24 protein-coding genes are annotated in these 21,545 nt (G+C 69.9%); 15 read left to right on the top strand and 9 right to left on the bottom strand.

Annotated elements, in window-relative coordinates; translation table 11 throughout:
* Positions 1-133 precede the first annotated feature (133 nt).
* The gene (gene trxB, locus HHL28_RS13210; RefSeq protein ID WP_075772310.1) at positions 134-1,150 is read right to left on the bottom strand and encodes a thioredoxin-disulfide reductase; all 1,017 of its coding nucleotides are present in this window, start codon (positions 1,148-1,150) and stop codon (positions 134-136) included.
* A 314-nt stretch (positions 1,151-1,464) separates the two neighbouring features.
* On the opposite strand from trxB, the gene HHL28_RS13205 reads away from it, so the two are divergent.
* The 5 genes from HHL28_RS13205 to HHL28_RS13185 all read left to right on the top strand — a co-directional run bounded on the left by HHL28_RS13205 (position 1,465) and on the right by HHL28_RS13185 (position 6,433).
* A complete protein-coding gene (locus tag HHL28_RS13205; protein WP_404325728.1) occupies positions 1,465-3,630 on the top strand; it encodes a protein-disulfide reductase DsbD family protein in 2,166 nt (721 codons plus the stop codon).
* 91 nt (positions 3,631-3,721) lie between these two features.
* Positions 3,722-4,141 (top strand): DUF3775 domain-containing protein, encoded by a 420-nt coding sequence (locus tag HHL28_RS13200; RefSeq protein WP_075772311.1) that lies wholly within the window; start codon positions 3,722-3,724, stop codon positions 4,139-4,141.
* Positions 4,142-4,474: 333 nt separating this feature from the next.
* Complete coding sequence (locus HHL28_RS13195) at positions 4,475-5,389, top strand: RNA polymerase factor sigma-32 (RefSeq protein WP_075772312.1); 915 nt, start codon at positions 4,475-4,477, stop codon at positions 5,387-5,389.
* A 207-nt stretch (positions 5,390-5,596) separates the two neighbouring features.
* On the top strand, positions 5,597-5,779 hold the full coding sequence (locus HHL28_RS13190) for a hypothetical protein (RefSeq protein WP_075772313.1): 183 nt from the start codon (positions 5,597-5,599) through the stop codon (positions 5,777-5,779).
* 210 nt (positions 5,780-5,989) lie between these two features.
* Positions 5,990-6,433, top strand: coding sequence for a DUF4383 domain-containing protein (locus tag HHL28_RS13185; protein WP_075772314.1), 444 nt, complete (start codon positions 5,990-5,992; stop codon positions 6,431-6,433).
* A gap of 110 nt (positions 6,434-6,543) precedes the next feature.
* Here the strand turns inward: HHL28_RS13185 and HHL28_RS13180 are convergent, their stop codons facing one another.
* Entirely contained in the window at positions 6,544-7,197 is a 654-nt protein-coding gene (locus tag HHL28_RS13180) for a TIGR02466 family protein (protein ID WP_075772315.1), read from the bottom strand.
* Positions 7,198-7,329: 132 nt separating this feature from the next.
* Here HHL28_RS13180 and panB point away from each other — a divergent pair, with 132 nt between their 5' ends.
* Entirely contained in the window at positions 7,330-8,157 is an 828-nt protein-coding gene (gene panB, locus HHL28_RS13175) for a 3-methyl-2-oxobutanoate hydroxymethyltransferase (protein ID WP_075772316.1), read from the top strand.
* A gap of 183 nt (positions 8,158-8,340) precedes the next feature.
* Here the strand turns inward: panB and minE are convergent, their stop codons facing one another.
* From minE to HHL28_RS13155, 4 genes are all read right to left on the bottom strand, one after another.
* Complete coding sequence (gene minE, locus HHL28_RS13170; RefSeq protein WP_075772317.1) at positions 8,341-8,631, bottom strand: cell division topological specificity factor MinE; 291 nt, start codon at positions 8,629-8,631, stop codon at positions 8,341-8,343.
* On the bottom strand, positions 8,628-9,443 hold the full coding sequence (gene minD / locus HHL28_RS13165) for a septum site-determining protein MinD (protein WP_075772318.1): 816 nt from the start codon (positions 9,441-9,443) through the stop codon (positions 8,628-8,630). The genes minE and minD overlap by 4 nt, the downstream gene beginning before the upstream one ends.
* A gap of 71 nt (positions 9,444-9,514) precedes the next feature.
* Positions 9,515-10,318 carry a septum site-determining protein MinC gene (gene minC / locus HHL28_RS13160; RefSeq protein WP_075772319.1) on the bottom strand — a complete coding sequence of 268 codons (804 nt, stop codon included), beginning with the start codon at positions 10,316-10,318 and terminating at the stop codon, positions 9,515-9,517.
* Between the two features lie 245 nt (positions 10,319-10,563).
* The gene (locus HHL28_RS13155) at positions 10,564-10,773 is read right to left on the bottom strand and encodes a hypothetical protein (RefSeq protein WP_075772320.1); all 210 of its coding nucleotides are present in this window, start codon (positions 10,771-10,773) and stop codon (positions 10,564-10,566) included.
* Positions 10,774-11,215: 442 nt separating this feature from the next.
* Between HHL28_RS13155 and HHL28_RS13150 the strand changes: the two genes are divergently transcribed.
* Positions 11,216-11,959: a PhoH family protein gene (locus HHL28_RS13150; RefSeq protein ID WP_075772321.1), complete on the top strand. Its 744-nt coding sequence runs from the start codon at positions 11,216-11,218 to the stop codon at positions 11,957-11,959.
* A 251-nt stretch (positions 11,960-12,210) separates the two neighbouring features.
* Complete coding sequence (locus HHL28_RS13145; RefSeq protein WP_404325724.1) at positions 12,211-12,843, top strand: HdeD family acid-resistance protein; 633 nt, start codon at positions 12,211-12,213, stop codon at positions 12,841-12,843.
* Between the two features lie 149 nt (positions 12,844-12,992).
* On the opposite strand, the gene HHL28_RS13140 is transcribed toward HHL28_RS13145, so the two are convergent.
* Positions 12,993-13,934: an alpha/beta fold hydrolase gene (locus HHL28_RS13140; RefSeq protein WP_075772322.1), complete on the bottom strand. Its 942-nt coding sequence runs from the start codon at positions 13,932-13,934 to the stop codon at positions 12,993-12,995.
* Between the two features lie 142 nt (positions 13,935-14,076).
* Between HHL28_RS13140 and HHL28_RS13135 the strand changes: the two genes are divergently transcribed.
* The 4 genes from HHL28_RS13135 to HHL28_RS13120 all read left to right on the top strand — a co-directional run bounded on the left by HHL28_RS13135 (position 14,077) and on the right by HHL28_RS13120 (position 16,884).
* Entirely contained in the window at positions 14,077-14,565 is a 489-nt protein-coding gene (locus HHL28_RS13135; protein ID WP_075772323.1) for a MaoC family dehydratase, read from the top strand.
* A 194-nt stretch (positions 14,566-14,759) separates the two neighbouring features.
* Positions 14,760-15,722, top strand: a complete 963-nt coding sequence (locus HHL28_RS13130) for a bifunctional riboflavin kinase/FAD synthetase (protein ID WP_075772324.1) — start codon at positions 14,760-14,762, stop codon at positions 15,720-15,722.
* A 2-nt stretch (positions 15,723-15,724) separates the two neighbouring features.
* Entirely contained in the window at positions 15,725-16,270 is a 546-nt protein-coding gene (lspA, locus tag HHL28_RS13125; RefSeq protein ID WP_169655702.1) for a signal peptidase II, read from the top strand.
* Positions 16,271-16,314: 44 nt separating this feature from the next.
* Entirely contained in the window at positions 16,315-16,884 is a 570-nt protein-coding gene (locus HHL28_RS13120; RefSeq protein WP_075772325.1) for a DUF3035 domain-containing protein, read from the top strand.
* Positions 16,885-16,956: 72 nt separating this feature from the next.
* Here HHL28_RS13120 and HHL28_RS13115 read toward each other — a convergent pair whose 3' ends face one another.
* Complete coding sequence (locus HHL28_RS13115; protein WP_404325722.1) at positions 16,957-17,589, bottom strand: hypothetical protein; 633 nt, start codon at positions 17,587-17,589, stop codon at positions 16,957-16,959.
* A complete protein-coding gene (locus HHL28_RS13110) occupies positions 17,579-17,917 on the bottom strand; it encodes a hypothetical protein (RefSeq protein ID WP_169655260.1) in 339 nt (112 codons plus the stop codon). Before HHL28_RS13110 ends, HHL28_RS13115 begins: the two co-directional genes overlap by 11 nt.
* 263 nt (positions 17,918-18,180) lie before the next feature.
* Between HHL28_RS13110 and HHL28_RS13105 the strand changes: the two genes are divergently transcribed.
* The 3 genes from HHL28_RS13105 to HHL28_RS13095 all read left to right on the top strand — a co-directional run bounded on the left by HHL28_RS13105 (position 18,181) and on the right by HHL28_RS13095 (position 21,462).
* Positions 18,181-19,566, top strand: coding sequence for a M16 family metallopeptidase (locus tag HHL28_RS13105; protein ID WP_404325721.1), 1,386 nt, complete (start codon positions 18,181-18,183; stop codon positions 19,564-19,566).
* 11 nt (positions 19,567-19,577) lie between these two features.
* Complete coding sequence (locus HHL28_RS13100) at positions 19,578-20,978, top strand: M16 family metallopeptidase (protein ID WP_083699300.1); 1,401 nt, start codon at positions 19,578-19,580, stop codon at positions 20,976-20,978.
* 109 nt (positions 20,979-21,087) lie between these two features.
* Positions 21,088-21,462 (top strand): hypothetical protein, encoded by a 375-nt coding sequence (locus HHL28_RS13095; RefSeq protein WP_075772328.1) that lies wholly within the window; start codon positions 21,088-21,090, stop codon positions 21,460-21,462.
* Positions 21,463-21,545: the final 83 nt, after the last annotated feature.

The following is a 21,545-nucleotide window of genomic DNA, read 5'->3' as shown; positions in this document are numbered from 1 at the left end:
TCCGGCGCATGGATGATATACCCTTGCGCGCTGCGATGCTAGGGCTTGTCAGTCCCTTTCGTTGCCATCGCTACCTGTCGTGAGGGTGGGGAAGGAAGCTTGCCACCATGGCGCAATTTCCTTCCCGCCCGGCTCAATCCCACGCCTGGATCATGTCCGGGCGCAAGGCCTCCTGCACCGCCTCCGTCAGGGGGGCCTGGTGCATGGCCAGCCACTTCTCCGCCTCCAGGGCCGCCATGCAGCCCATGCCGGCGGCGGTGACCGCCTGGCGGAAGATCTTGTCCTTCACGTCGCCGGCGGCGAACACGCCGGGGATGTTGGTCCTGGTGCTGTCGGGGGCGGTGACGATGTAGCCCTCGTCGTCCATTTCCACCTTGCCCTTGAAGACCTTGGTGGCCGGGTCGTGGCCGATGGCGACGAAGACGCCTTCCAGCGGGATGTCCGTCGTGGCCTCGGTCTTCACGTTGCGCACGCGCACGCCGGTGACGCGCTTGGGGTCGGTGAAGCTGCTGCCGCCCTCGCCCAGGATCTCCTCCACCACGCTGTCCCAGACCACCTCGATCTTCTCGTTGGCGGCCACGCGCTCTTGCAGGATCTTCTCCCCGCGGAAACTGTCGCGGCGGTGGATGACGGTCACCTTGCTGGCATGGTGGGTCAGGTACAGCGCCTCCTCCAGCGCCGTGTTGCCGCCGCCGACCACGGCCACCGGCTTGCCACGGAAAAAGAAGCCGTCACAGGTGGCGCAGGCGCTGACACCGGCGCCCTGGTAATGCTGCTCCCCCTCGATGCCCAGCCAGCGGGCCTGGGCGCCGGTGGCGATGATCACGGCGTCGGCCACATACTCGTCCCCGCTGTCGGCCTTGCAGACGAAGGGGCGCTGGGTGAAGTCCACGTCGGTGATGACGTCGAACTCCATCTTCGTGCCGTAGCGCTCCGCCTGCTGGCGCATCTGCTCCATCAGGTGCGGCCCCTCGATGGGGTCGGCGAAACCCGGGTAGTTCTCCACGTCCTTGGTGATGGTGAGCTGCCCGCCCGGCTGCAGGCCCTGGACCAGCGTCGGCGCCAAATTGGCGCGGGCGGCATAGATGGCCGCCGTGTAGCCGGCCGGGCCGGCGCCGATGATCAGGACCTTGGAACGGTGGGTGGCCATTGGAACTGTCCTTGTTGCACCGGGCGTGGCCCGGGGGAGGGGGCTACAGCTTGGGGGCGTCGGCCCCGTTTGAAACGATATCGGGTCTTGAGCCAGGGTTTGCGACCGTAGCCGCCCGCGGGCCTGGCATCAACTGCGGGCATGCGGGGACATGCCCAGCGGCTTGGGGTTCTACCCCAGGTCGCTGGAGGCCGGCGCCTGGGGGCGCACGCAATCACGTGCGTAAACAAGCGAAGGGCAGGGTGGTGCGCGGGGCCAAAGGCGCCTACATCTTGCAAGGAATCGTCCTGTCGGTCGCCAAACCGGGTCGCCCCATGCTGAAACAGGCCATCGCCGCCCTCGCCCTGTCGCTGTTCGCCGCGCTGCCGGCCGCCGCCAACCCGGTGAGGACGGAGAATGTGGAGGCCCAGCTCTCGGCCGAGCTGCCCGCCGCCGTGCCGGGGCAGACCCTGTGGATGGCGGTGACCCAGCGCATCCGCCCGGGCTGGCACACCTATTGGAAGAACCCCGGCGACAGCGGCATCCCGACAGAAATCAAGTGGACCCTGCCCCAGGGCTGGAGCGCCGGTGCCATCGTCTGGCCGGCGCCGGAACGCTTCCCCATCGGGCCTTTGGTGAACTTCGGCTACAAGGACGAGGTGCACCTGCTGGTGCCGCTGACGGTCCCCGCCGACGCCAAACCCGGCGACTCGGTGACCCTGAAGGCCGACGTGGACTGGCTGGTGTGCGAGGACATCTGCATCCCCGAATCCGCCAGCCTGACCCTGCCGCTGGCCGTGGCGGCTGAGGCTTCCCCGCCGACCGACGCCGCCAAAGTCATGTTCGGCGCGGCCCGGGCCAGCCTGCCCGTGCCCAGTCCGGTCCCCGCCACCTTCCTGGCCGGCAAGGACCGGCATGAGCTGGCCATCGCGCTGCCGCAGGCCGACGATGGCCGCCTGACCAAGGCTTTCTTCTTCCCGGAGGCCTGGACCGTCACCCCCGCCAACGCGGAACAGGCATTGAAAGTGGGCGCCGACGGCCTGCGCCTGTCCTTCCCGCCCGGGGGAGACCTCCCGGCCGGGCCGGTGAAGGGCGTGCTGGTGGTGGAGGAGAATTTGGGCGGTGGCACCCCCAGCCGGCAGGCGCTGGAGATCGCCGCCGAGCTGACGGGCAGTGCCCCTGCCGCCGCGGCCGGCACCACGGGCGGCACCGCCGCGACCCTGGGCGGGCAGACCGCGGCGGCGGCCGAGACGGCGGGCCTGGGCTTCGGCCTCGCCCTGCTGTTCGCGTTGCTGGGCGGCGTGATCTTGAACCTGATGCCCTGCGTCTTCCCGGTCCTGTCCATGAAGGCCCTGGCCCTGGTGCGGCACGGGCCGGAGCATGCCAAGGCCCACGGGTTCGTCTACACGGCCGGCGTGCTGGCCAGCTTCGCCGCCGTCGCCGGGGCCCTGCTGGCGCTGAAGGCGGGCGGGGCGCAGATCGGCTGGGGCTTCCAGCTCCAGGACCCGCTGGTGGTGGGCATCCTGGCCTATGTCATGTTCCTGCTGGGCCTGTCCCTGTCCGGCGTCTTCACCCTGGGCGGCAGCGTCATGGGCGTGGGGCAGGGGCTGGCGGGGCGCGAGGGCTATGCGGGCAGCTTCTTCACCGGCGTGCTGGCCACCGTGGTGGCCACGCCCTGCACGGCGCCCTTCATGGGCGCGGCCATCGGCTATGCCCTGCTGCAGCCCTGGTACCAGGCCCTGGCCGTGTTCCTGGCGCTGGGCCTCGGCATGGCGCTGCCCTTCCTGCTGCTGACCCTCAGCCCGGCCCTGCTGCGGCGCCTGCCGCGGCCGGGACTGTGGATGGAGCGGGTGAAGCAGGCCCTTGCCTTCCCGCTCTACGCCTCCGCCGCCTGGTTGGTCTGGGTGCTGTCCATCCAGGCTGGGCCCACCGCCGTGGCCGGGGTGCTGGCCGGCATGGTGCTGGTGGCCTTCGGCGCCTGGCTCTATGGCGTCACCCGCCACTCCCCCGGCGGTTGGCGGGTGGGCGGCGGGGCCGTGGCCCTGGCGACCCTGGTAGCCGCCATCGCCCTGGTGCGCCTGCCCGGCGGCCCGGCCCCGGCCCAGGCGGCCCTGCCTTCCACCGGCGCGCCCGTTGCCGCCGGCGAGGGATTCGAGGCGTTCAGCGAAGCGCGGCTGGCGGAGCTGACCGGCCAGGGCAAGCCGGTCTTCGTCAACTTCACCGCGGCCTGGTGCATCACCTGCCTGGTGAACGAGCGCACCTCCCTGTCCGGTGCCGCGGTCAAGCAGGCCATGGCAGAGAAGGGGGTCACCTACCTGAAGGGCGACTGGACCAACCGCGACGCCACCATCGCCAAGGTTCTGGAGCGCTTCGGCCGCAGCGGCGTGCCGCTGTATCTCGTCTATGTGCCGGGGGAGAAGGAGCCGCGGGTGCTGCCCCAGGTCCTGACCGAGGGCATCGTGCTGGACGCGCTGAAGGCTATCCCCGGCGGCAACGCCTGAGGGCGCTAAAAGAATCCCTTATGACGGAAACGTGACTCGCGCCGACAGGCCCTGTTGTCCCCCCACGGTTCAACCATGGGAGAGAGACGACATGGCCTTCAGCAGCCTGGACGTCGACCAGGTCCGGCGCATCGCCGAACTGGCCCGGACCGCCGCCGAGGCCCACCGCAAGGTGATCGGCGGCCTGAACGACATCGACTTGGGCGAGCAGACGCTGGAGCGGGGCAGCCGCAACCCCACCGACCTGGACACCCTGTCCATCCTGGACCAGGTGGGTCGGCCGGAGATCGGGGCCCTGCGCGACGCCATCGGCGGGCTGTCAGAGGAGCAGCGGCAGGAGTTGAAGGCCGCCATGCTGGTGGGCCGCGGCGACTTCGCGGCCGGGGAATGGGACCAGGCCATGGACCAGGCCGCCCAGGTGCCCGCCAGCAGCGACGTGGACTACCTGACTGAGAAGGTCAGCCTGAACGACTATCTGAACAAGGGCCTGTACGCCCTGAAATGCGTCTGACAACCGCTATCGCCCCGGGCCCAGCGTGCCCGGGGCAGGGGGGCGGCCCCTTCGTCGGGGTCGCGTCCCGCCGGAAAAGGTGCCGCGGCAAACCTTTCCTGCGACAAACCGTCCCGTTCCGCCCTGAACGCCATGAGATGGGGAGCCTCCCTGGGTGTTGGAACGGGGCATGGCAAAAAATTAATGTCCCACTGCGGCGCTGGGTCTTGCGCCGGGGCATGCGCGACCTTATCTTAGAACCGTTCCAAGAAAGAGCGGCAATCCCTTGATGCGCCCGGCGCCGATGCGCGGGCCGGGCCTTCGCGTCGCGCCGCGTCTCAAGGAGACATCAGCATGACGGCGTATTCCGACAGTATCGATATCCTGCGGACCTTCACTGCCCAGGCGAACCACTTCCCCATGCTGCGGCCCGAGGAGGAGCAGCAGTTGGCGGAGGCGTGGCTGGAGCGTCAGGACCGGCGTGCCTTCGACATGCTGGTCAAGAGCCACATGCGCCTGGCCGTGAAGATCGCAAGCAAGTATGCCCGTTCGGGCCTGCCCGTCGCCGACCTGATCAGCGAGGCCAACATCGGTCTGGTCAAGGCGGTGCAGCGGTTCGACCCGACCCGCGGTTTCCGGCTGGCCACCTATGCCCTGTGGTGGATCCGGGCGGAGGTGCAGTCCTACGTGCTGCACAACTGGTCCATGATCAAGGGCGGCAACACCGCCGCGCTGAAGCGGCTGTTCTTCAACCTGCGCCAGACCCAGCGGCGCCTGGGCATCCAGGACCGCATGATGACGGACGAGGAGGCCCGCACCGTGGCCACCACGCTGAACGCCAGCGTGGAGGAGGTGCGGGAGATGGAGCACCGCTTCGCCACGCCGGTCAGCTCGCTCAACACGCCCATGGGCGAGGAGGGCGACAGCGAGGCCATGGACCTGCTGGCCGACGACAGCGAGAGCGTGGAGTACCGGTTGGCCGAGCGGTCGGAGCTGGACGCCCGCAAGGCCCTGATGGTGGATGCCCTCAAGGTCCTGGGCGACCGTGAGCGCCACATCTTCGTGTCCCGCAACCTGACCGACCAGCCGGTCACCCTGGAGACCCTGGCCCAGCAGTACGGGGTCAGCAAGGAGCGCATCCGCCAGATCGAGAGCGGGGCCTACAAGAAGGTCGCCCGCCGGGTGCGCGGCACGGCCGAGGCATCGGCCAACCCCATCCTGCCCATGGCGTCCAAGCGCGCCAAGGGCGAGGTGCGGCTCGCCAACTGAAGGTCCCCAGGTACATCGGAACTCGCCGTCTGACGGAGGCCGCCGCGGAACGCCCGCGGCGGCCTTTTTGTTGGTCTGGTCCTGGCGCCATGGCCGGCGGCACCCGCCGTCGGCAAGGCCGGCGACCGCCGGCCCGCGGGCCCGTGCCCGCGCAAGCCAAGGGCGCGGATGCGCCCGCCCGGCGCCTGAGGGAACAAGGAGGGTCTCATGACCAAGGGCACTAAGGACACGCAGCAGGACAAGCATGACTCCGGCGGACCCGGCAAGGCGGCCCGGTCCGGCCACCTGGAGGACGGCAAGCTGGGCAACGCCCTGAACCAGAACCAGTCGCCCGCCGACAAGGAACGCCGCCCCCGGCCCGGCGACGACGACACCGTGGCGGATGCTTGAGACATTCTCCTCAATCGCCGGCGCCGCCTCCGGCGCCCATGGGGGCGCGCGGCGGCGGTCGCCGTCGGGGCGTGTTCCAGGTCGCCGGAAACACGCCCTGACCGTCACCGCAAAGGCACATGTGGCCTGCCGAACACCAAACGACCGGAACGCCGGTGGGGATGGGCGGTTGGGTAGGACAGTGAACTCGTAACTGCGGAGTACCTTCCCATGCGGACCTATGCCCTGATCATGGGTATCGTCTTCACCCTTGTCGGCATCCTGGGCTTCGTCCCCAGCTTCCTGGAAGCGCCGGCCGGTGACCCGCCGCTGGCCATCAGCGCCGGCCACGGCCATTTGCTGGGCCTGTTCCCGGTGAACATCCTGCACAACGTGGTGCACCTGCTGTTCGGCCTGTGGGGCTTGGCCGCCAGCCGCGGCTGGGGTTCCTCCCGCGCCTATTCCCGCAGCGTGGCGGTGATCTATGCCGTGCTGGCGGTCATGGGCCTGATCCCGGCCCTGAACACCACCTTCGGCCTGGTTCCCATCTATGGCAACGACGTCTGGCTGCATGGGCTGATCGCCCTGTCCGCCGCCTATTTCGGCTTCGTCGCCAAGATCCCGGCCGACACCGCGGTGAACACCAGCACCACCACGGGCGTGCGGACGTATTGAGTTGGCTTTCGTAGGTCGGATTAGCCGCGCCCGCGGCGTAATCCGACGGCCCCATATGCCGTGAGCCGTCGGATTACGGGGCTTTGCAGCCCCTAATCCGACCTACGGGCCTATCGCCAAGCGTAGTTGAAGCTGATCGACACCCGTTCCTCCTCCGCCTGGTTCAGCGGCACCTCATGCCGCAGCCAGCTTTCCCACAGCAACAGGGTGCCGGGGCTGGGCGCGGCGGACAGGTGGGACTGGAAATCCCGCGGGGCCTTGGGCTTGCGGGGCGGGGTGGCCATCATCAGGGGCAGGCGCGGGTCCTCGAACCGGATGGCGCCGGCCCCCTTCGGCACGGAGACGTAATATGTGCCGGACAGCACGCTGTTGGGGTGGATGTGGCCGCTGTGGAAGCCGCCCGGCTCCAGCACGTTGATCCACAGCGCGTTGATCTCCAGCTTGCCGCCGCCAAGGTCCCAGTGCAGGGCCTTGGCGAAGGCCGCGGCATGTTTGTCCAGCAGCTTCTTCAGCTGCTTCACCGCCGGGTACCGCCAGGGCAGGTCGTCCAGCGAGGCGTAGGACGTATAGCCGGGGTAGCCGTGCTTCGCCGACCAGCGCTGCCCCGCCACATCGTCCGCCGCCGCCGACAGGCAGCAGGCCAGCAGCTCCTCGTTCAACCCATCCCCGCCGCCCAAATCCGCCCGGTACAGGCGGGTGGGGAACAGGGCCTCGATCACGGCGGCGCCGGGCGTGCCGGCGGGGGAGGGGGCTTCGTCGCTCATGCCCCCGGCACTAGCCTGGATGGGGCCGCCGGTCAACCTCGACCCAGGCCACACATTGTCGCGACCCACGCTTTGGTGTAGGCAAGCCGTAACGAGCGGTGCCGCACCGCAGCAAGGCCAGGGGATGGGACCATGAGCGCCACGGGTCAGGTGAAGCGCGTCAGCGTGCCGGAGATCGCCGCCCGCAAGGGCAAGGAGCCGGTCTCCATGCTCACGGCCTATACCGTGTCGGTGGCCCGCCTGCTGGACCCGCATGTGGACTGCCTGCTGGTGGGCGACAGCCTGGGCATGGTGCTGTACGGCATGGACAGCACCCTGCCGGTGACCGTGGACATGATGATCGCCCATGGCGCCGCGGTGGTGCGCGGCTCCTCCCACGCCTGCGTCGTGGTGGACATGCCCTGGGCCAGCTACCAGGAAAGCCCGCAGCAGGCCTTCCGCAACGCCGCCCGCATCCTGGCAGAGACGGGCTGCCAAGCCGTGAAGCTGGAAGGCGGGGAAGAGATGGCGGACACGGTGGACTTCCTGGTCCGCCGCGGCATCCCCGTGGTCGGCCATGTGGGGCTGACGCCGCAGGCCGTGAACGCGCTGGGCGGCTACAAGGCCCGCGGCCGGTCGGAGGCGGAGCAGCAGAAGATCCTGGGCGACGCCCGGGCGATATCGGAAGCCGGCGCCTTCGCCATCGTGGTGGAGGGGGTGGTGGAGCCCCTGGGCCGGCTGGTGACGGAGCAGGTGGGGGCCGTGACCATCGGCATCGGCGCGTCCGCCGCCTGCGACGGGCAGGTGCTGGTCAGCGACGACATGCTGGGCCTGTTCGGCGGCTTCACGCCCAAGTTCGTCAAGCGCTACGCCGACATCGGCCCCTTGGTCGCGGAGGCCGCCAAGGCCTACACCGACGACGTCCGCGCCCGCCGCTTCCCCGGGCCGGAGCATGTATTCGGGGTGAAGAAGCCCACCTGACCGGGATCGGTCGCCCGGGACACCACCTGATGCCTGCGGGTACTTGCAGGGGGTGGGGAAGGACCCCGGGCCGGACCGGGATCATCGCGGCAATTTGCGCCCTCGGGCGTGGGGCGCGGGCGCAGGAAGGCGTCAGCCCGTCATGGGCTGTCGGCCTGGCTGTCAGGATCGGGTGAAGCGGGGTCAGCTCGCCGCGGCCACCGGCTTGCTCGCCCCTTTGGCGGGGGTGGGCAGCTCCACGTTGACCTCCAGCATGGAGCAGCCGCTTTCCCGCTCCAGCTTGACCAGCACTTTCTCATCATCGATGGGCACGTACTTCTTGATCACGGCCAGCAGTTCCTTCTGCAGGGCCGGCAGGAAGTCCGGGCTGTTGCGGTCGCTCCGCTCGTGCGCCAGCACGATCTGCAGGCGCTCCTTGGCCTGTGAGGCGACGGTCGGCTCCTTGGATCGCCGGAAGAAATCCAACAGGTTCATGCGGTCCTCCGCAGCAGCCGGTCGAAGAAACCCTTCTTCTCGGGCTTCAGGAAGCGGTGCTCCACCTTCTCGCCCAGGAAGCGGGCAACCGCGTCGGAATAGGCCATGCCCGCGGTGGACTTGTCGTCCAGCACCACCGGCATGCCCACGTTGCTGGCCTTCAGCACGGCCGGGCTCTCCGGGATGATGCCCAGCAGCGGGATGGCCAGGATCTCCAACACGTCGTCCACCTTCAGCATCTCGCCCTTCTCGACCCGGTCCAGGTCGTAGCGGGTCAACAGCAGATGCTCCTGCACCGGTTCCAACCCCAGTTCGGCCCGGCGCGACTTGGCCTGGATCACGCCCAGGATGCGGTCGCTGTCGCGGACGGAGGAGACCTCCGGGTTGGTCACGATGATCGCGTGGTCGGCGAAGTACAGCGCCATCAGGGCGCCCTTCTCGATCCCCGCCGGGCTGTCGCAGAGGATGTAGTCGAATTCCTTCTTCAACTCGTCCAGGACCTTCTCCACGCCCTCCTTGGTCAGGGCGTCCTTGTCCCGGGTCTGCGAGGTGGGGAGGATGAACAGGTTCTCGACGCGCTTGTCCTTGATCAGGGCCTGGTTCAGCCGGGCCTCGCCGTTCACCACGTTGATGAAGTCGAACACGACGCGCCGCTCGCACCCCATGATCAGGTCGAGGTTCCGCAGGCCCACGTCGAAGTCGATGATGCAGGTCTTGAACCCGCGCATGGCAAGGCCGGTGCCAAAGGCGGCGCTGGAGGTCGTCTTGCCAACGCCGCCCTTGCCGGAGGTCATCGTGATGATCTTGGCCAAGTGGCGTCTCCTGAGTCTTGCGTCCGATGTCGGAAGTCGGTGGACAGTTTACAAGGTTTGGTTGGGCGCGGTCACACGGTGACCGGGTCGATGTGGAGGTACCCGTTGTCGAGATAGATCTGGACCTGGCGGCGCCGGATGTCCTTGTCCATGTCGTCGCTCACCCGGTACAGGCCGGCGATGGACACCAGCTCCGCCTCCAGGCTCTGGCAGAAGATGCGGGCCGTCTGGTCACCGCTGACGCCCGCCAGGGCACGGCCGCGCAGGGCGCCATAGACGTGGATGCTGCCGTCGGCCACCAGCTCCGCGCCCGGGGACACCGGGCCCACCACCACCAGGTCGCCGCCGGCCGCATAGAGCTGCCGGCCGGAACGAACCGGCTCCGTCACGATCATGGTGGTGCGCTGGACGATCACCTCCGGCTGTGGGGCCGGGGCGGGGGTTGCCGGTACTGGGGCGGGAGGCTCCGGCTGTGCCTGGATGTTGTGCACGCCCTGGGCGGGGCTGCGGCCCGTGCCGGCCAGGGGGTCGAACGTCTCCGCCTTGCCCTTGGCCTGGGGCAGCACGGCCAAGCCGGCCTTCAGCGCGGCCTGCTGCTGCTCCGGCGTGCCGCCCTGCAGGCCGATGGCGATCATGCCCAGGTTCCGCAGCAGGCCGGTGAAGTTATCGAAATCGAAAGGCACGCCCGCCGGCAGGTCGTCCAGGTCCAGGACGACGGGGGCGTTGCGGAAGAAGTTGGGCGCCTGCGCGATCTTGCCGGACAGGACGGGGAAGAAGTTCGGGTTGCGCGGGTCGCTGACGCGCAACACCATCATGGTGAAGTTCGCACCACGCAGTTGGAACGGCGCGTCCCGATAGGCCACCTGGGTGCTCATCGTCCTGACAATCCTGCCCCTGATCCCGCGCCTTGTCGCGCCCGTCGTCCCGGTCCTGGTTCCTGGTCCCGGCCGGTCCGGCGCGACGGCTCATCCAAGCCCGCCGTTCAAGCCCAGAACTTACCCTGCGTCAAGCCTTTCGTCGCCACATTTTGCGACAGATTTGGGCCTTCGCACAATATCTATTGGGGCATCCTTTGCCTTGTCCATGCCGCGGCAAGGCGTCCGCAAGCAAAGGACAGGACCTAACCCTGTTTCCCTTCCAGGGCCGCCCGCCGCGCCTCATACTCGGCCTTCGGCAACAGCCCGCGCTCGAACATGACCTTCAGGGCATAGAGCGACTTCCGCTTCTCCTCCGACAGTTCCGGGTTCTCGGTCCCGGACTCGGCGTCGGTGCCGGCCGCGGCGGCGCCGGGACGGCCAAAGGGCTGGGATCTGGGGTCGGATGGGGGCATGGCGGGCCGGTGGGTTGGGGGGCCGGGGCTTCCTGCGGCCCCAGCATAGTCGAGCGGTCTGCCGGCTGCCAGTCCTGCCGTGTCGGGCCTCTGCCCGTCAGATTACATACGCAAGATATAGCGTGAATCTTTCGTTGCAGACGCAACAGAAGCTGACGGGGGCTGTTTTCTCAGGTATTGTGCAATGCAGTGGTTCCAGACAGGACGGACACGGGTTTGACAACACCCCTGACCCCCGACCGCGCAGCAACCCCCGCCCTCGGCGGCCGGTCGCTTCGACCCTGCGAGCCACCCGGCAGCACCCCGGACATGCCAGACGCCCCGCACCGCACGCCTCGATCGAGGGTGCGGTTTTTTGTTGCCCGCGGGGCACCCTGGGCTGCCGGACCCCCTACCGGACAAACGATCCCCTCCATCCCGACCAGACCGTGAGGAGACGCCCATGGCCAAGCGCCAGACGAAAGCCGCCCCCGCTTCCGACCCCAAGGTCCACCCGCTGTTCCCCCGCCGCGCATCCGGCTGGGACCCGTTGGGCCATGAGGGGGAGGAGCGTCGGGACCAGAGCTACGTGCGCACGGTCAAGCCCCTCTCCACCGGCCAGGCGGCCCTGATGCAGGCCATCATCTCCCACAACCTGACCCTTGCCCTGGGGCCGGCCGGCACCGGCAAGACCTACCTCGCCATCTCCGCCGCCGTGGAGGCTTTGGAAAAGGGCAGCGTGGACCGCATCGTCCTGTCCCGTCCCGCCATCGAGGCGGGGGAGAGCATCGGCTACCTGCCCGGCGACATGAACGAGAAGATGGCCCCGTTCCTGCGCCCACTCTATGACGCGCTGGGGGACCGGCTGGGGGCCAAGCGCCTGCGTACCCTGATGGCCGAGGGCACGATCGAGATCGCGCCGGTGGGCTTCATGCGCGGGCGCACCCTGAACAACGCCTTCGTGGTGATCGACGAGGCGCAGAACTGCACCTATGCCCAGATCAAGATGCTGCTGACCCGCCTGGGCTGGCACTCCACCATGGTCCTGACCGGCGACCCCGACCAGTCGGACCTGCTGGAAGGCCTGTCGGGCCTGGCCGACATCGCCCGCCGGCTGGAGGTGGTGGAGGGCATCTCCGTCGTCCGGCTGGCGGAGACGGACATCGTCCGCCACCCGTTGGTGGCCAGCATGCTGACGGTGCTCTGACCGGCGGAGCCCCACCCGGCCCGGGACCGCCCGGGCCGGGCGCCTGCCCCATGGGTTGGGGCGGTGACGAAACGTGACTTTCGAATTCGCAAGTTCCGGGAGGGGCACCGGGGCCCCATGCCGCATGGGCGCGCGCAACCCCGATGCCCCGGCGGCTGTTCCGGCAGGGAGCCCACCCCAGCCGGAGCCAACCCCATGTCCGACCTGCCGCCGCGGGACCCCATGCCCCATCCCCCGCGGCCGCCGTCACCGTGGAACCGTCGGCCACGCCCGGCTTCGGCACCTCGAACGGGCGGATCATGTCCCTGGCCCGGAACTGGTGGGCCTTCCTGCTGCGGGGGCTGATGGCCCTGCTGTTCGGGGTCATCGCCCTGCTGCTGCCCGGGCCGACCCTGGTCAGCCTCGCCCTGCTGCTGGCGGCCTACCTGCTGGTGGACGGCACCTTCGCCCTGATCGCCGGGGTGCGGGCCATCGCCAAGCACCAACGCTGGGGGCACTTCATCCTGGAAGGGGTGGCGGGGCTGGTGGCGGGCGTCCTGGCCATCATGATGCCCGGGGCGACCATCCTGGCCCTGATCCTGATCATGGCCTTCTGGGCCATCCTCACCGGGGTGTTGGAGCTGATGGCCGCCCGCCGGGTGGGGCCGGGCGGCGGGCGGGCCTGGCTGCTGGTGGGCGGGGTGCTGTCCATCATCCTGGGCGTGCTGATGGTGGTCGTGCCGCCGGCCGGGGGCTATGCCATCGTCTTCCTGGTGGGGACCTACGCCTTCGCCTGGGGCATCCTGCTGGTGGCCTGGGGCTTCCAGCTCCGCCACCTGCACATCCGCCTGGAGCGCAGCAGCGAGGTGGGCGCCCTGGGCAGCACCAGGCCCGCTTCCAGTTGACTGGAAGCGGGCCTGGCTTGTCGTGTTCCTCAGGCCCCGGCGCCGCATCCGCGGCTTGGCTCACGCCCGCATGGGCGGGCGCGGCGGCAGTCGCCGCCGGGGCGTGCTCACGCTCCGCGCAAGCACGCCCTGATCCCCCGGTTCAGGGGTCACTGGGCGCGTGGCGCCACCCCGTCCAGGAAGGTGTCGATGTCGGCCCAGACCCGGTCGCGGATGCTATCCGCCTCCATCAGCAGCTCGTGCCGCCCCTCCGGGTAGGTCTTCAGCACGCCCTGGGGCAGCCGGGCCGCGGCCTGCTTCTGGCGGTCCACACGGACGATCCGGTCCTTGCCGGCGGACAGGACCAGCACGGGGATGCCCACCCGCTCCAGCACCCCCGGCCGCAGCAGCGCGTCCATGGAGCGGTAGGCCGCGTCCAGCCAGCCCCAGGTGACCCCGCCCATGGCAAGCGACGGGTCGGCATGGAACACGGCCTGGAACTTGTTGAACCGGTCCATGTCGCTGGTCAGCAGCGGCGCCTTGAAGGGTGGGGCGTCGGGCCGCCAGTCCGCCTGGCCGAAGGCGTAATCCTCCCCATGGCCGCGGCGCACCGCCTCCGCCGCCACATGCTTGGCCAGGATCTCCGGCGTCGGCCCGGCATTGATGCCCAGCATGGGGGCGCAGGCCACCAGCGCGGCGAAGGGGTGCCGACGCTCCGCCACATGGCGCAGCAGGATGTGGGCCCCCATGCTGTGGGCCAGCCCGATCACCGGGCCCGGCGCGCCGTCCAGCAGGCCGGGCAGGGCGGCGTCAAGGTCGTCCAGGAACGGGTCGAAGCTGGCCATGTGGCCCTTCTGCGGGTTGGGCAGGGGCCGCCAGCTGCCGCCCTGACCGCGCCAGTCCAGCGCCACCACGCGGAAGCCGCGGCCCGTCAGGTCCGCCGCCACCTCCGCGTACTTCTCCAGGCACTCCGCCCGGCCGGTCACGACCAGCACCGTGCCGCGGGCGTTCCCGTCCGATGGGGGCCAGTGGCCCAGGCGCAGGTGGGACCCGTCCGCCAGGTCCAGCCGGCGGAACGCCCAGCCGCCCGATCTTTCTTCGCCGTCCCGCAAGGCCGCCTCTCCCGTTATCCCGTGCAAGCGTACCAGCCCCATCCCCTGCGGCAAAGCGGCGGCGGGGCAGGGGCGGCCTTGCCGCGTCTCGGGCTGCCCCGGTACACTGTGCAGCGCAGCATAGCCTTAGGATGTTACGGATATGGACGTGATCGCCCGCCGCACCGGCCTCGACCCCGCCGACCTGACCGGCTTCTACCTGGAAGACCTGTATGTCGGCATGAAGGGCGTCTATGCCCGCACGATCACGGAGACGGACATCGTCATGTTCGCCGGCATCTCCGGTGACACCAACCCGATGCACCTGAACGAGGAATACGCCAAGGCGACGCCCTTCAAGGGCCGCATCGCCCACGGCATGCTGTCCGCCTGCTTCATCACCACGGTGCTGGGTACGCGCCTGCCGGGGCCGGGCACCATCTACCTGTCCCAGAACCTGCGCTTCCGCTCCCCCGTCCGGATCGGGGAGACGGTGACCACCACCGTGACGGTGAAGGAGCTGGTGGCGGAAAAGCGCCGCGCCATCCTGACCACCACCTGCACCGTGGCCGGAAACGTGGTGATCGAGGGCGAGGCCGTGGTCATGGTCCCCAGCCGCGCCGCCCTGGAGCGCAGCGCCGCCGCGGACTAAGCCGCCCCTATCTGGCGGACAAGCACCCAAGGCCGGCGACCGCCGGCCCGCGGGCCCATGCCCGCGCAAGCCAAGCCCGCGGAGCGGGCGCCCGGCGTTTGAGGGGACAACAGCGTGTGGTGCTGGACCGATGGGCCATCGCATGCCTATATCCCTGGCCCAGACCCCGAAGCTTGCGAGTGGCCGCCCGGCCGATGAAGCTGTTCCGCCATACCACCGACCTGCCCCCGGACGCGCGCGGCGTCGCCGTGGCACTGGGCAACTTCGACGGGGTGCACCGCGGCCACCGGGCCGTGATCGGCGCCGCGCAGGAAGCGGCCGCCAAGTTGGGCGTGCCGTCCGCCGTGCTGACCTTCGAGCCGCACCCGCGGGCCCTGTTCAAGCCGGACCAGCCGCCCTTCCGGCTGACGCCCTTCCGCATCAAGGCGCGGCTGGTGGAGGCGCTGGGGGTGGACGCGCTGTTCAGCGTGCATTTCGACCGCGCCTTCTCCCAGCAATCCGCCGAGGCCTTCGTGGAGTCGGTGCTGGTCCAGGGGCTGGGCGCCCGGCATGTGGTGGCGGGCTATGACTTCGTCTTCGGCCACAACCGGGGTGGCGACATGGCCTTCCTCCGCGCGGCGGGGGAGCGGTTCGGCTTCGGCGTGACGGAGGTCCGCCCCGTGGCCGACCCGTCGGGCATCATCTTTTCCTCCACCAAGGTGCGGGAGCTGCTCCAGGCCGGGGAGGCGGAGGCTGCCGCAGCCATCCTGGGCCATCCCTTCGAGGTCGAGGGCCGGGTGGAGCATGGCGACAAGCGGGGCCGCACCATCGGCTTCCCCACCGCGAACGTAGAACTGGGGGAGTATGTCCGCCCGCGCTTCGGCGTCTATGCCGTGCGGGCCGGGGTGGATCTGGGCGGGCAGACCGTCTGGCATGACGGCGTCGCCAACCTCGGCCGCCGCCCCACGGTGGGCGGCGCGGTGGAGCGGCTGGAGGTCCACCTGTTCGACTTCGACGGTGACCTCTATGGCCGGCACCTCAGGGTGCGGCTGCTGCATTTCCTGCGGCCGGAGATGAAGTTCGACGGCCTTGACCATCTAAAAGCCCAAATCGCAAGGGATGCAGGGGCGGCGCGGGCCTGGCTGGCCGCCGACCCGGGCGCAGAGGGAGTGACGTGACCATGGTGGGGGAGGCGTTGGCCCCGGCGGGCGTGCGGCGTCGCATGCTGGGCCTGGGCTTCGGGGTGGCCGCGGTGGCCTTCGTGCTGGACCAGCTCAGCAAATGGTGGGTCCTGGCCGTAGCGCTGCCCTGCCTGTCGGGCCCCTCCGGCCCCTGGTGCGCGGTGGAGACGCCGCCCATCACCGTCACCGGCTTCTTCAACCTGGTCATGGCCTGGAACCGGGGCGTCAGCTTCGGCATGTTCGCCCACGAGGCGGACTTCATGCCCTATGTCCTGATCGCCGTGGCCTTGGGCATCAGCGTCTTCCTGGTGTCCTGGCTGCGCCGCACGGACAGCACGTTCCAGGCCGTGTGCATCGGCCTGGTGATCGGCGGGGCCGTCGGCAACGTGGTGGACCGGTTCCGCTTCGGGGCCGTCGCCGATTTCCTTGACTTCCACGTGGCGGGGTGGCACTGGCCCGCTTTCAACATCGCCGACAGCTGCATCGTCGTCGGCGTGCTGCTGCTGCTCGCGGAAGGGCTGTTCGCCGGGTCGCGGCGGCGCTAGTCTGCGGCCGTCAATTCTTTCGGGTTATCCTGCGGAAGGGTCTCATGGGTAAGGGCAAGGTTTCGCGCAACGCTCTGCCGGTCCTGGCGCTGCTGGCCTCGGCCGCGGCGCTGTCGGCGTGCAGCATCTTCGACCGGTCCTCGCCGGACGAGTTCCAGGTGGTGGCCCGCGCCCCGCTGGAGGTCCCGCCGGACTACAACCTCCGCCCGCCGGCCCCCGGCACCCCCCGCCCGCAGGAGCTGGACCGCGACACCCGCGCCAACGCCAGCGTGTTCGGCGCCGCCGGCAGCACCGGCGGCCTGATCGACCCGCGCACCAGCCGGCAGCAGAGCAACGGCGAGGCGGCCCTGCTGTCCCAGGCCGGCGCCGACCAGGCCAACCCCGACATCCGCACCATCGTGGACCGGGAAAACCCCGGCGTGGTGGTGGGGGAGCGGTCCTTCCTCGACCGCCTACTGTTCTGGAAGGACGGGGAACAGCCGCAGCAGACGGTGCACCAGGGCGCCCCGCCCACCATCGCCCGCACCGGCAGCACCCAGGCCAACGCCCCGGCCCCCGCGGCGGACACGCCGCCGGCCGGCATCCCGGTCACCATCCCCGGCACCGGCCGCTGACCCAGGCGGTTCCCGGCAGGACAGTCCCAAGGGCGCCCCGCGAGGGGCGCCCTTTGTTGTTGCGCGGCAGGGTCAGGCCGGGACCGGGGACGCCAACGGTTGGTAAAGCAGGACGTGCGCATCGGGCCAGAACCGAAGCAGCCGGTCCAGGTCGGTCCGGTTGGCGCTGACCAGGCACGCCCCCTGCTCGGCGGCGGACAGGAACAGCAGCGCGTCGTTCAACAGCTTCCGCCGCAGGCCCTTCTGGCAGCAGTCCTGCTCCGGCGTCAGGCCCTTGCGCGGGCGGTTCAGTTGCTGGGTGCGGGCCAGGATGCCGGCGACCAAGCCTGCCTCGATGTGGGCCGCGGGGCTGGGGGAGACGGCTTTGCCCAAGGGAATGCCGCCGAGGATGTCGTGGATCGTCCCGACCGTGCCAGGAGTGCGGGGATCCGTGGGGTCTAGCAGGCCGATGGAGATCGCCAATTCCCCCAAGGCGACGGCGCTGTGGATCACGCGCCGGACGGCGACCAGCCTGTCGATAGACAGGGGAAGTCGACGCGCCGCCTTGTCGATATAGGCCGTGGTATCCAGCATCAGCGGCACCCCCTCGGGGATGCTGGCCGGATCGTAGGGCAATTCTGCCGTCGGCCGCTCCGGGATGGAGCGCAGGTAGCAGGCCGGATCGTGGCGGTCCAGGGCTTCCCGGACGAACCCCTCAGAGGGCACGCTCGAAATCCTCGGGCAGGGGGGCGCCGGGGTTCAGCCACCAATCCTTGAACGGGTCCGGTTCCGCCGCAAGCAGGATGGCGGCATTCACCACGTCGGACGGGTTGTCCAGCCCCAGCCGTTCCGCCGCGGCCTCAAGGGCGCCCGGGTCCACCCGCACGCTGAGCTTCCGCGACCGCACCCCGCTCAGCCGCCCATCGGCTTCCAATGCCGCCGCCGCCCGCAACAGGTCGCGCGCGATCCGCGCCGGCTTGCCGGACTTGGCGAAACCGAGGGAACCTAGGGTCCGGCCCTGCGCCGGGGTTGCGGTTTTGGCAAGCGCCGTCATGGCATCCTCCATGCTGTGGGACAAAGATAGCCGATCTGTCCCACAGGGTCCAGGGACGGCCCCGGACACTTCCGAATGGAATGGTCGGAACATGACAATGGTTTCAGTTGGCACTGGCGGCCCCAGCCGCCACATTGCTGTCCCGGGTGCCCGCGCGGCACCCCAACGATCCTGGCAGCGGAGGTTGGCCCCGTGCGCGTGAGGCTTCCCGTTCTCCCGTCCCCCGCCGGTTCAGGCGCGGCGCCCTGGCGCTGGCCGCGGGCGTGGCATTCACGGCGCTGGTGGCGCTGGCCCCGCCGGTTTCGGCCCGCGTCTTCGACCCGGAGACCTTCACCCTGTCCAACGGCATGCAGGTGGTGGTGGTGACCAACCGCCGGGCCCCGGTGGTCAGCCACATGGTCTGGTACAAGGTGGGCTCGGCGGATGAGCCGCGGGGCAAGTCCGGCATCGCCCACTACCTGGAACATTTGATGTTCAAGGGCACGGACGAGCTGAAGCCGGGGGAGTTCTCCCGCACCGTGGCCCGCAACGGCGGCCGGGACAACGCCTTCACCAGCTACGACTACACCGCCTATTTCGAGAACATCGCCCGCGACCGGCTGGAGCTGGTCATGAAGATGGAGGCGGACCGCATGGCCGACCTCCGCCTGACGGAGGAGGTGGCCCTGCCCGAGCGGGCCGTGGTGATGGAGGAGCGGCGCCAACGCACCGGCAACAACCCCGGCGCCCGCCTGTGGGAGATGATGAACAGCGCCCTGTTCATCCACCACCCCTATGGCACGCCCATCATCGGCTGGATGAACGAGATCGAGCAGCTGACCTACAAGGACGCGCTCGACTTCTACAAGACCTGGTACGCCCCCAACAACGCCATGCTGGTGGTGGCCGGCGACATCACGGCCGCCGAGCTGAAGCCCTTGGCGGAGAAGACCTTCGGCAAGATCCCCGCCCGCAAGGTGCCGGAACGGGTGCGGGTGGATGAGCCGCCGACGGAGGGTGCCCGCCGGGTCAGCCTGACCGACCCGCAGGTGCGCCAGCCGAGCTGGCAGCGGCTGTGGAAGGCCCCTTCCTATGCCGAGGCGGGGGAGAAGCCGGACGCCTACGCCCTGCAGGTGCTGCAGACCATCATGGGCGGCGGGGCCACCAGCCGCCTGTACCGCACCCTGGTGGTGGAGCAGAAGGTCGCCGCCAGCGCGTCCATGTGGTACTCGCCCACCGCGCTGGACCTGGGCACGCTGGGCCTCGGCGCCTCCCCCATGCCGGGGGTGGAGCTGGCCAAGGTGGAGTCCGCCATGGAGGCGGAGGTGGCCCGCCTGCTGAAGGACGGGGTGACGGCGGAGGAGGTGGAGACGGCGAAGACCCGCCTGCGCCGGGAGGCCGTCTTCGCCCGTGACAGCCTGCAAGGCCCGGCGGAAGCCTTCGGCTATGCCCTTGCCACCGGCCAGACGGTGGAGGACGTGGAGGCCTGGCCCGACCGTATCGGCAAGGTGACGGTGGAACAGGTGAACGCCGCCGCCAAGGCCGTGCTGTCCCAGCAGGACCATGTCACCGGCGTGCTGCTGCCCGACCCCAACGCCCCGGCCACGGGCCCCGTCGCGGCGGCCCCCGTCGGCCCGCCCCCGACCAGCGCCGGAGACCACAGGCGATGAGAGGCTTGCCCATGACCCCCCGTCGCCGCGCCAGGGCGCTCGCCCTCGCCCGCCCCGCAACGAACCCGGCCGCCGGCCTGCTGGCCTTCCTGCTGCTGCTGGCCGCCTTCGTCCTATCCGCCGCGCCCGCCCGCGCCATCGACATCGAGCGGGTGGTCAGCCCCGGCGGGATCGAGGCCTGGCTGGTGCGGGACGACAAGAACCCCATCATCTCCATCCAGTTCGCCTTCGATGGCGGGTCCGAACTGGACCCGGCCGCCAAGCTGGGCCTGGCCAGCATGACCATGTCCCTGCTGGACGAAGGGGCGGGGGACCTGGACAGCCAGGCCTTCCAGAAGAAGCTGGAGGACAATTCCATCGGCCTGGGCTTCAGCGCCGGCCGGGACGGCATCTTCGGCAGCGTCACCACGCTGAAGGAGACGAAGGACCTGGCCTTCGACCTGGCGCGCATGGCCCTGACCCAGCCCCGCTTCGACACGGAGGCGGTGGAGCGCATCCGCAACCAGATCATGGCCGGGCTGAAGCGTTCCCAGGCCGACCCCAACTACTGGGCCCAGCTCGCCTTCTCCCAGGCGGTGTTCCCCGACCACCCCTATGGCAAGCAGTCCCGCGGGACGCTGGAAACCATCCCCGCCATCACCCGCGACGACCTGGCGGCCTTCCCCAAGGCGCGGTTCGGCCGGGACAAGCTGACCGTGGCCGCCGCCGGCGACATCACGGCGGCGGAGCTGGCGGCCGCCCTGGACAAGATCTTCGGTACCCTGCCCGCCAAGGCGGAGCCCTTCACCGTGGCGGATGTGGCGCCCAAAGGGGCCGGTTCCGTCATCGCCGTGCCGCGGCCCATCCCGCAGACCATAATGGTCATGGGCACGCAGGGGCTGAAGCGCGACGACCCGGACTGGTTCGCCGGGGTGATCCTGAACTATGTGCTGGGCGGCGGCAGCTTCTCCTCCCGCCTGATGGAGGAGGTGCGGGAGAAGCGGGGCCTGACCTATGGCGTCAGCTCCAGCCTGCAACCCTTCGAGCATGCGGCCCTGCTGGTGGTGGGCGGCTCCACCGCCAACGAGAAGGCGGGCGACGCCGTCAAGGTCATCCGTGAGGTCTGGGCCGACGTGGGCCAGAAGGGCATCACGGCAGAGGAGCTGAAGAACGCCCAGACCTACCTGACCGGCTCCTTCCCCCTGACCCTGACCAACACCGGGTCCATCGCCGGTATCCTGCTGCAGGTGCAGCGGGATAATCTGGGCATCGACTACCTGAACCGGCGCAACGACCTGATCAACAAGGTCACCCTGGACGACGTGAACCGGGTGGCGAGGAAGCTGCTGGACCCGGCCAACCTGGCCACCGTGGTGGTCGGGCAGCCGGCCGGCGTCACGCCCACGGCGACCGCCTTCGGGGAGAAGGGCTGAGTTTCTCCTCGGTCGCCGGAGCTTGTCTCCGGTGGCCGCGAACACGTCTTACCCCTTTGGCATAGGGCTTGCTTCCTTCTTTTGTCACAGCTCAGAAGGAGGCAAGCCCATGCAGCAGAACCGGTTGCACCGTCCCGTCGCATCCCTCCGGCCCTCCCGGGCCAGCGCCGACAGCGACGCCGTGCCCCTGCCCAGCGGTCTCCGCCTGTTCGACACGGGGACCGGCGGCGTGGACCTGTCCGAGATCCTGGCCGCCATCTCCGCCGCTTCGCCCCAGGAACAGCCCTCCCGCCGGCGCTTGCTGGAGGACGAGATCCGCAAGCAATGGGCCGTGCTGCGCAATCTGGTGCGGGAGCATGCCGCCCTGGTCCATGCGGAAAGCGCCGCGGCTGCCGCCGACCCGGTGCCCGCGGCCTCGGTCGCGGCCCTGCCGCCCCGTGCGAAGAGCTTCATCCCGCCCCGCCGCCTCGCCGCGGCGGAGTGACCGGCGGAATCCCGGCGTTTGCCTTGGGTCTGGCCCGCGCCCGGGCCGACCGCGGCGGCTTGCCCCGGCCCGGCATGGCGCGT

Source organism: Aerophototrophica crusticola (assembly GCF_012913305.1).
In the GTDB taxonomy this organism is placed as follows: Bacteria; Pseudomonadota; Alphaproteobacteria; order Azospirillales; family Azospirillaceae; genus Niveispirillum; species Niveispirillum crusticola.
Note: the sequence above shows the minus strand (reverse complement) of the source record. Positions and strands in the feature narration are given on the sequence as shown.

Bases quoted from the DNA above. Each gene is read 5' to 3' on its own strand.
- trxB (WP_075772310.1), bottom strand. From the start codon at position 1,150: ATGGCCACCCACCGTTCCAAGGTCCTGATCATCGGCGCCGGCCCGGCC.
- HHL28_RS13205 (WP_404325728.1), top strand. From the start codon at position 1,465: ATGCTGAAACAGGCCATCGCCGCCCTCGCCCTGTCGCTGTTCGCCGCG.
- HHL28_RS13200 (WP_075772311.1), top strand. From the start codon at position 3,722: ATGGCCTTCAGCAGCCTGGACGTCGACCAGGTCCGGCGCATCGCCGAA.
- HHL28_RS13195 (WP_075772312.1), top strand. From the start codon at position 4,475: ATGACGGCGTATTCCGACAGTATCGATATCCTGCGGACCTTCACTGCC.
- HHL28_RS13190 (WP_075772313.1), top strand. From the start codon at position 5,597: ATGACCAAGGGCACTAAGGACACGCAGCAGGACAAGCATGACTCCGGC.
- HHL28_RS13185 (WP_075772314.1), top strand. From the start codon at position 5,990: ATGCGGACCTATGCCCTGATCATGGGTATCGTCTTCACCCTTGTCGGC.
- HHL28_RS13180 (WP_075772315.1), bottom strand. From the start codon at position 7,197: ATGAGCGACGAAGCCCCCTCCCCCGCCGGCACGCCCGGCGCCGCCGTG.
- panB (WP_075772316.1), top strand. From the start codon at position 7,330: ATGAGCGCCACGGGTCAGGTGAAGCGCGTCAGCGTGCCGGAGATCGCC.
- minE (WP_075772317.1), bottom strand. From the start codon at position 8,631: ATGAACCTGTTGGATTTCTTCCGGCGATCCAAGGAGCCGACCGTCGCC.
- minC (WP_075772319.1), bottom strand. From the start codon at position 10,318: ATGAGCACCCAGGTGGCCTATCGGGACGCGCCGTTCCAACTGCGTGGT.
- HHL28_RS13155 (WP_075772320.1), bottom strand. From the start codon at position 10,773: ATGCCCCCATCCGACCCCAGATCCCAGCCCTTTGGCCGTCCCGGCGCC.
- HHL28_RS13150 (WP_075772321.1), top strand. From the start codon at position 11,216: ATGGCCAAGCGCCAGACGAAAGCCGCCCCCGCTTCCGACCCCAAGGTC.
- HHL28_RS13135 (WP_075772323.1), top strand. From the start codon at position 14,077: ATGGACGTGATCGCCCGCCGCACCGGCCTCGACCCCGCCGACCTGACC.
- HHL28_RS13130 (WP_075772324.1), top strand. From the start codon at position 14,760: ATGAAGCTGTTCCGCCATACCACCGACCTGCCCCCGGACGCGCGCGGC.
- lspA (WP_169655702.1), top strand. From the start codon at position 15,725: ATGGTGGGGGAGGCGTTGGCCCCGGCGGGCGTGCGGCGTCGCATGCTG.
- HHL28_RS13120 (WP_075772325.1), top strand. From the start codon at position 16,315: ATGGGTAAGGGCAAGGTTTCGCGCAACGCTCTGCCGGTCCTGGCGCTG.
- HHL28_RS13110 (WP_169655260.1), bottom strand. From the start codon at position 17,917: ATGACGGCGCTTGCCAAAACCGCAACCCCGGCGCAGGGCCGGACCCTA.
- HHL28_RS13100 (WP_083699300.1), top strand. From the start codon at position 19,578: ATGACCCCCCGTCGCCGCGCCAGGGCGCTCGCCCTCGCCCGCCCCGCA.
- HHL28_RS13095 (WP_075772328.1), top strand. From the start codon at position 21,088: ATGCAGCAGAACCGGTTGCACCGTCCCGTCGCATCCCTCCGGCCCTCC.